Annotated in this window: 14 protein-coding genes; 8 read left to right on the top strand and 6 right to left on the bottom strand. The window is 51.6% G+C overall.

Features of this window, described 5'->3' with window-relative positions:
- Positions 1–330 precede the first annotated feature (330 nt).
- Genes XI25_RS03720 through XI25_RS03730 form a run of 3 tightly spaced genes read left to right on the top strand, consistent with a single transcriptional unit; the run spans position 331 to position 3,875 of the window.
- A complete protein-coding gene (locus XI25_RS03720) occupies positions 331–1,869 on the top strand; it encodes an ABC transporter ATP-binding protein (RefSeq protein WP_046677432.1) in 1,539 nt (512 codons plus the stop codon).
- The gene (locus XI25_RS03725) at positions 1,862–2,917 is read left to right on the top strand and encodes an ABC transporter permease (RefSeq protein WP_046677433.1); all 1,056 of its coding nucleotides are present in this window, start codon (positions 1,862–1,864) and stop codon (positions 2,915–2,917) included. The genes XI25_RS03720 and XI25_RS03725 overlap by 8 nt, the downstream gene beginning before the upstream one ends.
- 4 nt (positions 2,918–2,921) lie before the next feature.
- Complete coding sequence (locus XI25_RS03730; protein ID WP_046677434.1) at positions 2,922–3,875, top strand: ABC transporter permease; 954 nt, start codon at positions 2,922–2,924, stop codon at positions 3,873–3,875.
- Between the two features lie 112 nt (positions 3,876–3,987).
- Here the strand turns inward: XI25_RS03730 and XI25_RS03735 are convergent, their stop codons facing one another.
- Positions 3,988–4,410, bottom strand: coding sequence for a VOC family protein (locus tag XI25_RS03735; protein ID WP_046677435.1), 423 nt, complete (start codon positions 4,408–4,410; stop codon positions 3,988–3,990).
- A 369-nt stretch (positions 4,411–4,779) separates the two neighbouring features.
- On the opposite strand from XI25_RS03735, the gene XI25_RS03740 reads away from it, so the two are divergent.
- Entirely contained in the window at positions 4,780–6,165 is a 1,386-nt protein-coding gene (locus tag XI25_RS03740; protein ID WP_046677544.1) for an MATE family efflux transporter, read from the top strand.
- An 80-nt stretch (positions 6,166–6,245) separates the two neighbouring features.
- Here XI25_RS03740 and XI25_RS34060 read toward each other — a convergent pair whose 3' ends face one another.
- A complete protein-coding gene (locus XI25_RS34060) occupies positions 6,246–6,548 on the bottom strand; it encodes a methyl-accepting chemotaxis protein (RefSeq protein WP_152669061.1) in 303 nt (100 codons plus the stop codon).
- A 5-nt stretch (positions 6,549–6,553) separates the two neighbouring features.
- Positions 6,554–7,243: a protoglobin domain-containing protein gene (locus XI25_RS03745; protein ID WP_152669062.1), complete on the bottom strand. Its 690-nt coding sequence runs from the start codon at positions 7,241–7,243 to the stop codon at positions 6,554–6,556.
- A 97-nt stretch (positions 7,244–7,340) separates the two neighbouring features.
- Between XI25_RS03745 and XI25_RS03750 the strand changes: the two genes are divergently transcribed.
- On the top strand, positions 7,341–8,876 hold the full coding sequence (locus tag XI25_RS03750; RefSeq protein WP_046677436.1) for an alpha/beta hydrolase: 1,536 nt from the start codon (positions 7,341–7,343) through the stop codon (positions 8,874–8,876).
- Between the two features lie 145 nt (positions 8,877–9,021).
- On the opposite strand, the gene XI25_RS03755 is transcribed toward XI25_RS03750, so the two are convergent.
- Together XI25_RS03755 and XI25_RS03760 are read right to left on the bottom strand one after the other, a co-directional pair.
- Positions 9,022–9,879, bottom strand: a complete 858-nt coding sequence (locus XI25_RS03755; protein WP_046677437.1) for a DMT family transporter — start codon at positions 9,877–9,879, stop codon at positions 9,022–9,024.
- Between the two features lie 20 nt (positions 9,880–9,899).
- A complete protein-coding gene (locus XI25_RS03760) occupies positions 9,900–10,862 on the bottom strand; it encodes a metallophosphoesterase family protein (RefSeq protein WP_046677438.1) in 963 nt (320 codons plus the stop codon).
- 290 nt (positions 10,863–11,152) lie between these two features.
- On the opposite strand from XI25_RS03760, the gene XI25_RS03765 reads away from it, so the two are divergent.
- Positions 11,153–11,923 (top strand): DeoR/GlpR family DNA-binding transcription regulator, encoded by a 771-nt coding sequence (locus tag XI25_RS03765; RefSeq protein ID WP_046677439.1) that lies wholly within the window; start codon positions 11,153–11,155, stop codon positions 11,921–11,923.
- A 396-nt stretch (positions 11,924–12,319) separates the two neighbouring features.
- Positions 12,320–12,580 (top strand): hypothetical protein, encoded by a 261-nt coding sequence (locus XI25_RS03770; RefSeq protein WP_046677440.1) that lies wholly within the window; start codon positions 12,320–12,322, stop codon positions 12,578–12,580.
- A 406-nt stretch (positions 12,581–12,986) separates the two neighbouring features.
- Here XI25_RS03770 and XI25_RS03775 read toward each other — a convergent pair whose 3' ends face one another.
- Complete coding sequence (locus XI25_RS03775; protein WP_046677441.1) at positions 12,987–13,910, bottom strand: ArsR/SmtB family transcription factor; 924 nt, start codon at positions 13,908–13,910, stop codon at positions 12,987–12,989.
- Positions 13,911–14,294: 384 nt separating this feature from the next.
- Between XI25_RS03775 and XI25_RS34065 the strand changes: the two genes are divergently transcribed.
- The gene (locus XI25_RS34065; protein ID WP_082112195.1) at positions 14,295–14,642 is read left to right on the top strand and encodes a sigma factor-like helix-turn-helix DNA-binding protein; all 348 of its coding nucleotides are present in this window, start codon (positions 14,295–14,297) and stop codon (positions 14,640–14,642) included.
- Positions 14,643–14,731 lie beyond the last annotated feature (89 nt).

Here is a 14,731-nt window from a genome sequence, read left to right on the forward strand (position 1 = left end):
TTAAATCCGGCGAAGTTAAAGTAGCGGGAGAACAAGGGGAACTGATTAAGTAATTAGGTAATCGAAAGCTACCATGCACAACATAAAAAAAGACGGAGGGGATCCGTCTTTTTTTAAGGTATAAGAAAGTATAAGCTTCGAAAGACGACGGCTTCCTTATATCGCAAGAAAAACTTCCGCTAAATGCGGTCTGTCTTCTGAGAAAGTACGTCGATAGACGTTTTTCTTATGAGGCCCTTAAAGGCATGGAATGATTTGAGTTCATGCTGATTTTAGCTGATTATTACGATGTCCCGGGACGGGACAAAAAGAAGGAGAGGACCCAAAGCCATGGACTATGTTGTCGAGATGGTGGGCATCCGCAAGGAATTTCCGGGGATCGTGGCAAATGACGACATTACGCTCAGGCTGCAAAAAGGGGAGATCCACGCCCTGCTCGGTGAGAACGGGGCGGGCAAGTCAACCCTGATGAGCATTCTGTTCGGCATGTATCAGCCCGACCGCGGAACAATCAAAGTGAATGGCCGGGAAGTCAAGATCACCAATCCGAACGTGGCCAATAAACTCGGGATCGGGATGGTGCATCAGCACTTTAAACTGGTCGAGCCGTTTACCGTCACCGAAAATATCATTCTTGGCAGTGAAACGCGAAAAGGATGGGGATTATCCCTGGATGTGAAAACCGCGGCCAAGCGGGTGGAAGCGCTGTCCAAGAGGTATGGGCTGAACGTGGACCCTTATGCCAAAATCGAGGATATTTCGGTCGGCATGCAGCAAAGGGTGGAAATTCTCAAAATGCTGTACCGCGACGCGGAGGTGCTTATTTTTGACGAGCCGACGGCCGTTCTGACACCGCAGGAAATCGAAGATCTTCAAAGCATCATGAAAAACCTTGTGAGCGAAGGCAAATCCATTATTCTGATCACGCATAAGCTGAAGGAAATCAAAGCGGTTGCGAACCGCTGTACCGTTATCCGCCGGGGAAAAACGATCGGGACCGTGGATGTGGCCGAAACGAGCCGCGAGACCATGGCCGAAATGATGGTGGGCCGCAGCGTTTCCTTCAAAGTGGACAAGAAGGAGAGCAATCCCGAAGGAAAGGTTCTTGAGGTTAGCTCGCTTACCGTCAAGAACAGCAAAAAAGTCGATGCGCTCAAATCCTTTTCGCTTGAACTGTACGCCGGGGAAATCGTGGGCATAGCCGGCGTGGACGGAAACGGGCAGACCGAGCTGGTGGAGGCTATTACGGGCCTACGGCGGGCGGAAAGCGGAACCGTAAGCTTGAATGGAAAAGCCATCACGGGCCTGTCCATTCGCGAACGGAACGAAAGCGGAATCGGCCATATCCCTGAGGACCGCCAAAAAAGAGGACTCGTGCTGGATTACACGCTGGAGGAGAATATGATTCTCGAGGTATACAACCGGCCGCCTTACTCCAAAAAGGGGCTGCTCCAGCCGTCCGCTATCCGCAAGCATGCGGACCATATCATACAAAGCTTCGATGTTCGCTCGGGAACCGGCGGGAAATCCATCGTCCGTTCGATGTCCGGAGGAAACCAGCAGAAGGCCATCATCGGCCGTGAGGTTGAACGCGACCCCGATCTGCTGATTGCGGTTCAGCCGACCCGGGGCTTGGACGTAGGCTCGATCGAATATATTCACAAGCGTTTGATCGAACAGCGGGACAAGGGGAAAGCCGTTTTGCTGGTTTCGCTGGAGCTTGATGAAGTGCTGAATTTGTCGGACCGCATCGCGGTCATCAACAACGGCGAGCTGGTCGGTATCGTCAAAGCCTCCGAAACGAACGAAAGAGAGCTCGGCCTGATGATGGCCGGTTATCAAAAGGAGGAGGGCACACCGCATGAATAACAGCGTAAAATCGTTGCTTGCCGTCCTTTTCGGACTCCTTGCGGGAGCGCTGCTTATGGCGCTGACCGGCCATAATCCGGTGGAAGGGTACAAATTCCTCATCCAGGGCGGGCTGAAGAACCCGGAACGGATCGGGAATACGCTGGCCACGGCAACTCCGCTCATTCTGACGGGCTTGTCGGTCGCGTTTGCGTTCCGCACGGGACTGTTCAATATCGGGGCGGCGGGCCAGATGCTGTTCGGCGGCTTTTGCGCAACGGCGATCGGTCTCACGGTAGACCTGCCGCAGGGATTGCTTGTGCCGCTTATGATTTTGATCGGCTTTATCGGCGGTGCTTTATGGGCGGTTATTCCGGGAATATTGAAGGCCCGTTACAATGTGCATGAGGTCGTATCGACGATCATGATGAACTGGATTGCTTACTGGACGGTCTACTACGTGGTTCCGGCCTATTTCAAAGGGGAAAGTTTGGAAACGGAATCCCGGCAGCTTCCGCCGGAAGCCATGCTTCACCAGGACTGGCTCAGCGATTTGTTCCAAGGCTCCTACGTAAACCTGGGCTTTTTTATCGCCGTTCTGGCGGTTATCATCATAGCCTTTATCATTAACAAAACGACGCTGGGGTACGAGCTGAAAGCGGTTGGATTCAACCGTCACGCGGCCGAATACGCGGGTATCGCGGTAAAGCGCAGCATCGTTCTTTCCATGCTCATATCCGGCGGGATCGCCGGCTTGGCAGGCGTGGCGCAGTATACCGGGAATGCCTCCAGCATTCAAATCGGCATCCTGCCGACCCAAGGCTTTGACGGCATCGCCGTTGCGCTGCTGGGCGTCAACGCTCCTCTGGGCGTATTCCTGTCGGCTTTGTTCTTCGGCCTGTTGTATTCGGGCAGAGGATTTATGAACGCCATGACGGAAATACCGCCGGAGATCGCCGATTCGATTATCGCAATCATTATCTATTTTGCGGCGACAAGCATCCTGATCGAGCGTCTCTTCCGAAAATTGAAAACGCGTCGAGCGGCAAATAAAAAGCAGGGGGATTGAGAACATGTGGACAACGCTTGAACAGATTTTTCCGTATGCCATCGTTTTCACGATCCCGCTTTTGATTACCGCCTTGGGCGCACTTTTCAGTGAACGAAGCGGGGTCGTGAACATCGGCTTGGACGGCTTGATGATTGTCGGTTCCTTTATCGGAGCTTTTGTCGTATCCAAAATGCAGGAACAATGGCCGGGCGCCCCATGGGTGCTGTGGGTCGGGCTGCTGGCCGCGGCGGCGGCGAGCGCGCTGTTTTCACTTCTGCACGCCTTTGCCAGCATCAATCTCAGCGCCAACCAGATCATAAGCGGTACGGCGATTAACATGATCGCCGGAGCGCTCACGATTTTCCTGGCACGCAACATGACCGGCAGCGGCAATATCCGCATTACAAACGGTTTTGCGCCGTATGATGTACCGTGGTTGTCATCGATTCCGATTATTGGGGATTTGTTCTTCTCCAAGACGTACGACTCAACGTGGATTGTCCTGGTGTTGCTGATCGTCAGCACATGGCTGCTGTACAAAACACCGTTCGGTTTGCGCCTCCGTTCCTGCGGTGAGCATCCGCACGCGGCAGAGGCAGCCGGCATCCGGGTAAGACCGATGCGGTATGTCGGCGTCATGATTTCGGGGGCTTTCGCCGGTCTCGGGGGAGCGATCATCCTATTGACGTATGCGGGCGAGTTTACCGGCAACGTCGCCGGTCTCGGCTTCCTTGCCTTGGCCTCCCTGATCTTTGGTCAGTGGAAACCGATGGGCGTATTGGCCGCGACGCTGTTCTTCGGGTTTGCGAGCACGGTGGCGAACGTATCGCAGGTCATTCCGCAGCTTGCCGTCGTCCCGCCGGTCGTTCTTAAGGTATTCCCTTATGTGGTTACCCTGATTGCGCTCGTGCTCTTCTCGAAATCCTCTAATGCGCCGAAAGCCGTAGGGGAACCGTTCGACTCAGGCAAACGGTGAGTTCCAAAAATGATTAAAATGAATCCCCTCCGAGCAAGCCTTCCCGAACAGGGAAGGGGGCTGGAGGGGATTTTTTCGTTGTGACTGAAAAAGGTCAACCGCTCTGCATTCTTTATTCCGTGGTCTTCCATGCCGGGTTCCAGACGACTTCCCACAAATGGCCGTCGGGATCCTGGAAGTAGCCCGAGTACCCTCCCCAGAACGTGTCCTGCGAAGGGACCGTGATGACCGCGCCAGCCTTTTCAACGGCTGCCATCACCTGATCCACTTCTTCCTTGCTGCTTACGTTGTGGCCTATGGTAAACTCGGTGGAGCTGGCTCCGGTTAAAGCGACTTTTGCGTCGTGAGCGAGGTCTTTACGATTCCAAATGGCAAGCCTTAAGCCGCCTTCCAAGTCGAAAAAGGCAACGGCCCCGTGCTCGAACTCCTTTCCGACGATGCCTTCCGTCGGCAGCCCGATACCGTCGCGGTAGAATTTCAGCGACCGCTCCAGATCGTCCACCCCTAAAGTAAGAACCGATATCCGTGGTTTCATTTTAGATGGCCTCCTTGTAATTCATCTCGCATCGGGTCGATATGCACATCGACCCGATGACCGGGAAGAAGGGTTGCAGCAGATCATGGGTTGGCATGAATAGAACCACTCCTTTTACAGGATGAAATGTATGCGATTGCATATTAAGTTTTTCTTTAGTTTAAAGGCTTCTTTCTCTTTTGACCAGCATGATTGACAGATTCCGGCTACGGTGATATCCTCAATCAAACATAGGGTGAAATGTACCTGATTCATACATGGATACCCATGATCGGATTTTTTTGACGAAGACTTGCGGCTGAACAAATTCCGTTTTCCTTCCTCGAGGACGACGGAGTCATTTAAACAGAAAAGAATGTGATGATAACCATGCAGGCTTCTTTGCGAACGCGGATGGAAGGCATATTAAGCAAATATTTTTCGGGGGAATCCATGGATTACCGGCAGATCTTCGCCTTGTTTCTCCCGATCTTGATTGACCAGGCCTTTATCGTCGGGCTCAATCTGCTCAATACGGCCATGATCAGTTCGTCGGGGGTGGCGGCCGTCAGCGCAGTCAACATGGTCGATTCGCTGAATATTTTTCTGATCAGCGTATTTGTGGCCGTAGCGACCGGCGGGACGGTAGTCGTAGCGCAGTACAAAGGAAGCGGCAATGACCTGATGGTCTCCAGGGCTTCGGCAGGCACCATAACCGCCGTGGCCTTGATTGCGTTGGGGATTGGCCTGCTGATCATGGGATTGCACAACCCGCTCCTTAATCTGCTGTTCGGATCGGCCTCGGCGGACGTGATGGACAATGCCAAAATTTATTTAATCGGGAGCAGCGCCTCCTATGTCGGCATAGCGATCGTTTCGGCCGTGTGCGCAGCTTTGAGGGGGGTCGGCAAAACCCGGGCGTCGCTGGCCCTTTCGCTGATCATGAACCTGCTTTATGTTGTATTGAACGTTGTTTTTATTAACTTTCTTCATATGGGTGTGCCGGGGATGACCCTTGCCATCAACATTGCCCGCTATGCGGGGGCTGTTTGCGCCCTCTTTTATTTATTCAGAATGGAGGCTACGCTGCATCTGCACCTTCGGGATCTGGTTCATTTTCCGCTGTCGATGCTGCGCAAAATCATGTTCATCGGGATTCCGTTTGCCGCGGAGCAGATGTTCTTTAACGGGGGGAAAATATTAACCCAGGTGTTTATTGTCAGCCTGGGCACCTACGCCATCGCGACAAACGCCATCGGCGCTTCGCTCGCCGGCGTAATCCAGATCCCTGCGGCGGCCTTATCCCTAACGGTGGTCACGGTTGTCGGCCAATGCATCGGCAGGGGGAACATTGCGGACGCCCGCAAGTTCATGAAGTCCTTCCTGTGGCTGGGCTCCGCTTCCCTGGCGCTGACGGGGCTGATCCTAATGCCGTTTTTCCGGCCTTTGGTGGGGCTGTTTGATCCTCCCGCCGAAATCGTGGACGATATCTTTCTGCTTCTCCTGATCAATACCATCATTCAGGTGCCGCTCTGGTCAATCAGCTTTATCCTGCCCTCCGCACTCCGTGCGGCCGGCGATTCGCGCTTCACCTCGGTGACCTCCATGCTGACGATGTGGCTCTTCCGGGTAGTATTCGGTTACGTTCTGGGCATTACGCTGGGCTTCGGCATTCTCGGGGTCTGGGTGGCGATGAACTGTGAGTGGGGCGTGCGCGGTGCTATATTCCTATGGCGGTTCCGGGGGAAGAAGTGGTATGCTCACAGACTCATATAGCGTGCTTTCGGACAAATACGGAATAGGATAAAAAAGAGGCCCCGACGACGGGGCTTTTTTTTGAAGATTATTGGAAGGGCTTAGTGAAGCGCATTCAAATCGGCCAGCACGGATTCGATCATTCCGGTCAGTGCGGCAAGCTCTTTGGAGCTGACAGCCTGCTTTCGGGCATAAGCCGCGGCTTGCTCCGTTTCCTGTTGAACCTCGGCCAACTCGCGGCTCATGTGCTCCAAGGTTGACTGAATGAGCCGAAGCGAATCTTTGGAGCGGCTGGCCAACTTGCGAATTTCGTTGGCAACGACTTCGAATCCCCTTCCCGCTTCACCCGCATGCGCGGCTTCTATAGCAGCATTAATGCCGATCAAGTGGGTCTGGTCGGACAAATCGGTTACGGCGGAGCGATGGTATGCATATTATGGACGCTTTCCGTGAAACCCACGACTTTGGATGCGGTCTGTTCTTGCAATAAAGCGGAATGGGCGGAAGTTTGTTCGACGATTTGGCTGTTCTTATGCAGTTTCGCCATCATTTCGGCGAGTTCTTGAACGGCGCTTTGTATTTTTAAGAGCATATGCTCTTTTTCGTCCGCCATTTGGCGGATTTTTTCTTTTTCATCCTGTTCGTAAGCCTCCAGCACGATTTGCGCGTCCAGATTGAACATTTTGGTCAGGACACGGATGATTTCGATGCATTCATCGGGTGCCAGCGGCAGAAGGCATGACGCGGTGATGTCCAGGTAAAGGATATAGGTTCCCAAGTACCAATCCGTCGTCAGGCCGATTCGGGAATGCAGCTTACCGATATACAGCCTTCTGTCGATATATTCATTATCAATCATGCCATCCGCCATCGACCGAAAATACCACCGCTGGGTTTGTTTCAATCTTTCCAGGCTGCTGTGCGCTTGAATGATCTTAGCCAGCTCGGGCTCATCGATCAATCGCTGATACAGCTTGTCCACGACAAGCTCGGTGATTTGTTCCAACAAACCTTGCTTACTTTTCAGGTAAGAGAGGTCGATTTCGGTAATTCCAATGAAGTCTAACTGCTTTTTTCGTCTCGGATCAACGCTTATCATCTTTACCCCCGCAACAATACAGTATTGTGGCAGTCATTATATCAAGCCGAACGCTACGCTTACGCTACATAATTTATGACAACAGGAGAGCAAAAGCATGCCATATTTAAAGAGGAAGGAAGGACCTATCTACTATGAATACGACAGCTTCGACAACATTCGAGACATCGTAGTGCTTATCCACGGAAACGGCCTGGACAGCAGTTCCTGGGATCTGATCATTCCCTATTTAAGCGGCACGTATAACGTGCTGCGATACGATTTGCGGGGACATGGCCGCAGCGGGGGCGAAACGAGGCTGAGCTGGGATACGTATTGCGGCGATTTGGCTTTTTTGCTGGACAGCTTGAACATCCGCCGCAGTTATTTTATCGGTCACGGTTTCGGCTGCGACTTGACGATTCAGTTTGCCATGAGGCGCCCCGAGGCTGTTGCCGGCATGGTGCTGCTGTCTCTGTCGGGACTGCTTCCAAAATATATGGTTGAAAAGGGCTTAGCGCTCCGAAAGTCGGTCGCCGCACACTGCTCGTTTGGCCAAATGGTGGAACAAATGTTCCAAACCTTTACGATACTTCCTTTGGAGCATCCGATGCTCCGGCGCTTGATATCCGTTATGCGCTCGTTCGAGCCCTCCCGTTACTTCGATCTGCTCGATTTTATTATTGAGGCCCGATCTATCGACGATCTGAAGAAGCTGGGGATTCCCGTACTTGTGCTGGCCGGCGAGTACGATTCGATTTATACGCCGTACCTGATGGGACTCATACAGGTTCATGTGCCTGATGCTGCATTTCGCATGATTTCGCATGCTTCCAACTTGGTGTACGTGGATCAGCCGGAGGAGACCAGCCGGTGGGTACAGCATTTTTTTCAAAGACAAGGCATGCAAGCCAGGGCGCCCGGACGGGGGCCAGTGCCGGATTATTGCTTGGAGAGAAGCATGTTCAGACCAGATCATGGACGGGAGATAAGAATCAATTTACTGACGTGCTTTCGAGTCTACGTGAACGGAGAAGAGGTATGGGAAGGGTGGAACCAGCGATTTGCCAAAAACATTTTTGTTTATTTGGTATTTCACCGTTCCGTATCCCGTGAGAAATTGTGCGAGGAGTTATGGCCGGATGTCAGTTACGTAAAAGCCAGACGGAATTTAAGAGTGTACCTGTCTCACTTAAAAAGCTTGATTGAACCTTCAGGATATGAAGGCGTTTTCCTAAGCGTTGATATGGAATATATTCATCTGAAGGGGAATGTGTTTTGCGATTTGATTTATTTCCATCAATCCCTGCGTCAAGCGTATGACGAGCCGGATCCGAAGGTGAAAGCCGCTTTGGCCAAAAGAGTTCTGTGGAACGCGCCGGACGCGGTGCTGTCGGGGTGGTACGATCATTGGATGATTCATATGCGCGAGTGCATCGAATTTCAACTATACGAGCTGGCCAAATGGATAGCGGCCTACCATTACGGGCAGGGTGAAATCATTGAGTATATTGAATACAGCAAATGCGCGCTTGTTTATTATCCGAACGATATGAAGATTCGCCAATCCGTCGCCTCGGTGTTGCTCAGCATGAACCGTCAGGAAGAAGCCGAAGAGTTGGAGCGGGAGTGGCGGAAGTGGGACGATGCCTGAACGGCACGGCATCTGTCTCGATGCTCTTGGCGAAGGATAAGATAACCCAGCTTCAAAGCCGTCGCCGTTCCCCAAACGGCAACAACCCGGCCTATCTAGGGTCGGGTTGTTGTTATCTTAATGTTGTCTACAGAAAGTCCAGTACTCAGCCCCACATGCCGATAAGCAAAATGCCGCAGGTGACGAGGATCGAGCAGGCAATCCGCTTCATGCCCTGCCGCTCTTTCAGGACCAGGATGCCGAGGAACGTAGCGAATACGGTTCCCGTTTCCCGCAAAGGACCAATATGGGCCATGGGGGCCTGCTCCATCGCAAAAAGGAACAGCAGATAGGAACCCGGGTTCAGGATCGCTCCAAGCAAAAGCGTGGGGCGGTTGACCTGCCATTCTCTCCGCAACGCCTTGGATCTGATCACCTGGGGGGTCAGACCGGCCACAAAGCCGATATTCGTAATTTCGAGCAGCGCGAGGGGCGAAATATGCTGCAAATTAAGCTTATCGACGAATACGTAACTGGTGGTGCACAGCCCCACGCACAGCGCCATAAGAACAGGCTTCAGGCTATGGGATGAAGCGTCCGGGTGTTTACGGCGAGGGCCGACTCCGCTTAGGACGATAAAGCCGATTAGCATGAGGATGATTCCGATCCATCCCCATACGGATAGCGATTCCCTGAGAAAGAGCACCCCGATGATCGGGACGAGCAGCGTGCTGGTTCCTCGCATGATCGGATAGATTTGCGATAGATCGCCCAGCTCGTACGTTCGGGACAGCAGCCAGGAATAAACGGCCTGAAGAATAACGGACAGCGCAAGCAGCGCGTAGGCCCCCCATGATAAGGGGGTCTGCCACAGTTCCATTATTAAGGTCGGCAGCAGCAGGACTGTGCACACCATCATGATGGACCATAGAAAAACGCTTTTGTTCAGGCTCTTCTTGGTGAACAGGCTCCAGACGGCGTGAGCCATGCCGGAGGCAATGACCAGTAAAATGGGCAATAGCATGGATGCTTCTCCTTTAATCGTCAGCCTTCCTGACCGGAATGTGGATCATGGACCGGCTGTTCATGCACTGCCGAGCCGTCTGCGAGTCGAAGCCATGTGTTAAAACCGGCTTCTCCTTCAGTCAAGCGAATCACGCGCGCCCCCCTCGGCATGCCATCCTTGCCGTAGGTGTTATAACCGCTTGCCCGCCCGTAGCAGAGACGTATCCCGTGCAGGGTTCCATGGTAGTCGTTAACATGGTCATGACCGCAAAACGTGCCGATAACGTCGCCCATCTCAAGCAGCGCGGTGAACAGCCCCGAGTTGACGGGTGAGCAGCAAACCGGTTCAAATTTATGCCCGTAGCAGACCTGGGTATCCCATAATTCCTGGTATTCCGGAACGGGGATATGGAAGAAGGCGAGTGCGGGCAGCTTGTTTTCCCGCTCCGGCGGATTCAGCCGCGCCGACTCGGAGACCAGCCAGTTTATTTGGTTCCGACGGACCCAGTTGTAGCCGGGAACACGCTCGAGAGGGGAATAGTCGCCTGAATCCAGGAAATAAAGATTGGCCGCGGGTTTTCCTTCGGAATCCAAAAGCTCCAGTACATAATTGCCCTCACCTGCAAGCTCTTCCGGCCCTGCTTGCGTTACGGTATGCGAATGCGACAGGGCCACCTGCATGAGTTCTTTGCGCGTGATTCCGCTTTCCGTATCGTGATTGCCGAACACGCAGGCCCACGGAATGCTCCGCTCTTCGACCGCTGCGACGGCATCGCGGAAAGCCTGGGCCGGATCGGCGCATCGTTCAATGCCGGGGGAGGTGTCTCCGGTATAGATGATGTCTCCGGTAAACACGACAAGATCCGGTTTTTCCGATTCCATCACAAGTTCCATCAATTCACGGGTTTTTCGATCCTCGGTTCCTCCGTCCTTCCAATGAAGATCGGTAAATTGCACAATGGTAAACGTGCCGTTCGGCTGAAAAGATAATGGGCGGTTCATATCAGTTCCCCCTTGACAAACTGTAGATTTGTTGTTGTTTTTGTTTGTTTTATGTTGTTTCTTGTTGATTGTATGCCCTGTATCAAGATCTGTCAATTCCTTTTTTCGCACCGAAGGACAGCGATTCACGGGCTTGTAAAGCTAGGGAAATAGAGAATGGTAACTATCGGGGCCATAAAAAAAACGTATTTTGAAAGTTTGACAAGGTTCAGAGCGGAACGATAAACTGGACAAAACAACATGAAATCACATGAAAGCAACGGGAAGGCCATTACAGGAGGGAATATCATATGTCCTTAACCTATGAGGAACGCCGGCAAACGATTCTTGCCCGGTTAAGCATGGAAGGCAAGGTACAGGTGCATGATCTTGCCGCTTTATTCAACGTCTCGACGGAAACGATCCGGCGCGACCTGGACCGGCTGGAGAAGGAAGGGAGGCTGCGGAAAGTATACGGCGGCGCAGTGCAGACTCGTTCCGGATGGATAGAGCCTACCTTTTTAAAAAGATCCCAAATGTTTCGGGAGGAAAAGCAGGCCATCGGCAAAACCGCAGCCTCTCTCGTTAAGGACGGGGAGACGGTTATGTTGGATAACGGTACAACGACATTGGAGATCATGCGTCATCTGAAAGACCGTGCCCATGTAACGGTCATCACCAATTCCGTGCCCGTTTTGGCTTGCGCCTTGGAGGGTTTCAAGGGAAAGATTGTTTTTGCCGGCGGCGAGGTGAACATGGGCGTTCAGGCGGCAACGGGACCTATCGCTCATGAGCTGCTGGATCAGTTTAAGGTGAACAAGGCGTTTATCTCGGCCGGCGGCATCTCGTTATCGGACGGCATTACGGAGTACAATCTGGATGAAGCTTTAGTGTCCCGGAAGATGATGCTCAGAACGGAGGAATCGATTCTCGTCGCGGACCATTCCAAGTTCGGGGTTACGACTTTTGCCCAAATTGCTCCCATTGAGCAAATTTCCATGATCGTGACCGACTCGGGCTGTACCGCGGAATGGATCGAGGCGCTGAACAGGCTGGATGTGGAGGTTCTGACAGGGCAGTAGGCCGGTTTTGTTTAAGAGATAAGAAAGTATAAACGTCAAAGGTTTGCCGTCCTTATCTCGCAAGAAAAACTTCCGCTATACGCGGTCTGTCTTCTGAGAAGGGCGTCGATAGACGTTTTTCTTAAGAGATAAGAAAGTATAAACGTCAAAGGTTTGCCATCCTTATCTCGCAAGAAAAACTTCCGCTATACGCGGTCTGTCTTCTGAGAAAGTACGTCGATAGACGTTTTTCTTATTTTGGAGTCAGCGGCTCTCCAGGAAATTCTTCCGATAAGGGAAAGTGTTTGATGAGTCCGGCGTGGAGATAGATATATTCATAGGTCGATATACAAAGCAATCCCGCATCCTCCGGCATATCCTATCCTATCCTATCCAAATTTGCGGGAGGTGTGGAGATTGGTGAGATCGAATGCAGGAGTCGAGAATCAGGTCTATTCCAACCGGGTGCTTCGTTCCGAGTTTGATGGGAACTGGGCAACGTCGGTTTCAAAAAGCGGGTACGTGATCTATACCGCCACCGCGAACCGAGCCAAAGTGGATGTGCTGCTTTCGAACGGCTCCGGTAAACGCCTGATCTTCAAAAAGGGAGGCAAGGTGCTCGTAGGAGGCGGTGGAGTCAGCCACTACAGCAAGCCTCATGTGGCCATCGATATTTGACATGAAGGGGCTGTTCCCAAAGTAGATTTTAAGATTTTTCTACATTGGAACAGCCCCCGATTTTTATATTCTTGTTTTTCCAATTTAAGTAGATTTTCATTCGTTGACACTGGTTCCGTTAAATTCTGCTTTTTGGGCGATTTGAGCTGGTTTACTGACAACCGTTCCGTTATTTAGCCGTTTGCTGCCCACAAGCCCCTTTCGAGCCGAATAGCGGAACCTGTGTCATCATTGGCCGTGGCTACAGACCGCTCTCTCTTGACAAAAAAACGAGGCGTCCCGTGCAGTGAACCTTTTGGGATGCCCCTCCTTCATATTATTAGGCCATCCGGAGATGAAGTGACCCCCAATTGTTGGACACACGCTAACAATTGGAGGTGCAGTTCAAGATTGCTGGTTGGCCTTTTTACTTACTGTTCTTTTTTATGCCGAATACGTAAGACTCCAACAGCGCCTTCAGCTGGTCAAAGGATTCGGGCCTTGCGCTGTATTTATATTTTTCGTTGGGCTTCTTGAAGTGCATGCGTAGGAGCCCCGCCGTTTTGAGCAGGGACAGATGATAGTGGAGGTTGCTCTTGGACAGTCCGGTTTTCTGCTGCAGCTCGGTAAAAGTGACCGGACCGCCGGCCAAAATGTGCAGCAGCACAAGCCTTTTCTCATCCGCCAGCCCTTTGGTCATGCGAAGCAGCTGATGGGTGGGCGTATCTTCAGGGGTTTGCTCATCATCTACGGCATAGTTGATGACGAACAACCGACTGTTCACAAAGTCCATCCGGTTTAAGGGTTTGATGTGGTAGGCCGGAATGAGAAGGATGGTGTCGTATTCGTCAACCGGATCCAGCACGATTCCGCTGGTTGCTTCGTCAATCAGGTCAATGTAAGGAACCTGCTCGTTCAATTGTTTCATGCGGGAGGCCGAACGTTCCAGCAATTCATGAATTTCTTGAGAGATTGGACAGACGCGGTGCCATTCCGTCAAAATCTCAAGGCTCAGATCGCGAAAGGCCTTCAGCCCCATGGAAATCCCCTCTTCAAGATGCGGTGCCAGCATTTCATAGAGTTGCCCCTCGCCCAAATCGGCAAACCACGCTAGGAACGATTCCACATTTTGTTTTTCCGGGCTGTCCACAATCACGAGATGCAAATAAGTTATGATTTCGCATAAATCCAAATCCTCAAGTTTTTTCTCGAAAGACTCGGAAAGGTTCTTCCGTATTTCCTTCCTCCATTTGTTGCCGAGGTCATGAAGATGATTTTTATGATCCGTATAAGCAAATAAGCTTGTTACAAGCTCATGAACAGGAGAATATTCGATTCTGATCAGGGGCATATCCATTATCACCTCAAAGGATTCTCATTCGAATTTTATGATACCACATCCTAAGTAAAATAAATATTGAACTTTAAATTAGTTCATATATAATTGAACTTAAATTACTAGTTCTAAAATTTATGAACCGAATTGAGGGAGGAGAGCGGAATGAACCATTGGTTTAATGCGGAATTTCTCATACGGCAGCAGCAGATGGAACTGGAAAAAGAGTCCGGGGAATCATGGAAGTTCAGGCACCGCCCAAGAAAAGCTTAAAAGGGAGGAAGTCACTCCCCAAAAGAAACGGAATTTCAAGCGGGCAACAAACGCTGTGTAGTTTCAAATTAAGGTGAAGGATGACGAAAAAAAAATCGTTCCATACGAAGAAAGGGGCTGGGATCTATGGACGGTTCATATGGAGAGGCTTTTCAGGAAGGTACGGAGCGGATGTCCGGCTCGTTGGCCGCGAATCGCAAGGAGAAGGGCGAAGCACTATTGTCTGCCGTCCTTTCTCTGCCGGAGACTTTAAGGGAGCCGATGTATTTGTATTATTATGAACATTTCAACACGCTGGAAATTGCCGAGGTACTCCTAATCGAGCCCGAAAATGTGCGGAACCGAATGAGCCGAGCCAGAAAGAAGCTGAAAAAGCAGCTGGGGGTCTCGCAACTTGACCACCTAAAGGAAGTAAGGAATTGCTGGTCAGCCTCCAAGCGATCCTATAACATAGGGGTGAGGCTATTAGGCTAAGGTAGCAATCGGGTGAGGCTGTATTGCCTGTGGCAACCATTGAAACGCAGGCATCGCCGCCAGGATCGCGGATCCATCATCCGGCCAAA

Source organism: Paenibacillus sp. DMB20 (genome assembly GCF_000987955.1).
Taxonomy (GTDB): domain Bacteria; phylum Bacillota; class Bacilli; order Paenibacillales; family Paenibacillaceae; genus Paenibacillus_AQ.

Excerpts from the sequence above, each read along its gene's own strand:
- XI25_RS03745 (WP_152669062.1), bottom strand. The coding sequence starts at position 7,243 with ATGATAAGCGTTGATCCGAGACGAAAAAAGCAGTTAGACTTCATTGGA.
- XI25_RS03725 (WP_046677433.1), top strand. The coding sequence starts at position 1,862 with ATGAATAACAGCGTAAAATCGTTGCTTGCCGTCCTTTTCGGACTCCTT.
- XI25_RS03730 (WP_046677434.1), top strand. The coding sequence starts at position 2,922 with ATGTGGACAACGCTTGAACAGATTTTTCCGTATGCCATCGTTTTCACG.
- XI25_RS03765 (WP_046677439.1), top strand. The coding sequence starts at position 11,153 with ATGTCCTTAACCTATGAGGAACGCCGGCAAACGATTCTTGCCCGGTTA.
- XI25_RS03750 (WP_046677436.1), top strand. The coding sequence starts at position 7,341 with ATGCCATATTTAAAGAGGAAGGAAGGACCTATCTACTATGAATACGAC.
- XI25_RS34065 (WP_082112195.1), top strand. The coding sequence starts at position 14,295 with ATGGACGGTTCATATGGAGAGGCTTTTCAGGAAGGTACGGAGCGGATG.
- XI25_RS03720 (WP_046677432.1), top strand. The coding sequence starts at position 331 with ATGGACTATGTTGTCGAGATGGTGGGCATCCGCAAGGAATTTCCGGGG.
- XI25_RS03740 (WP_046677544.1), top strand. The coding sequence starts at position 4,780 with ATGCAGGCTTCTTTGCGAACGCGGATGGAAGGCATATTAAGCAAATAT.
- XI25_RS03760 (WP_046677438.1), bottom strand. The coding sequence starts at position 10,862 with ATGAACCGCCCATTATCTTTTCAGCCGAACGGCACGTTTACCATTGTG.
- XI25_RS03735 (WP_046677435.1), bottom strand. The coding sequence starts at position 4,410 with ATGAAACCACGGATATCGGTTCTTACTTTAGGGGTGGACGATCTGGAG.
- XI25_RS03775 (WP_046677441.1), bottom strand. The coding sequence starts at position 13,910 with ATGCCCCTGATCAGAATCGAATATTCTCCTGTTCATGAGCTTGTAACA.
- XI25_RS03755 (WP_046677437.1), bottom strand. The coding sequence starts at position 9,879 with ATGCTATTGCCCATTTTACTGGTCATTGCCTCCGGCATGGCTCACGCC.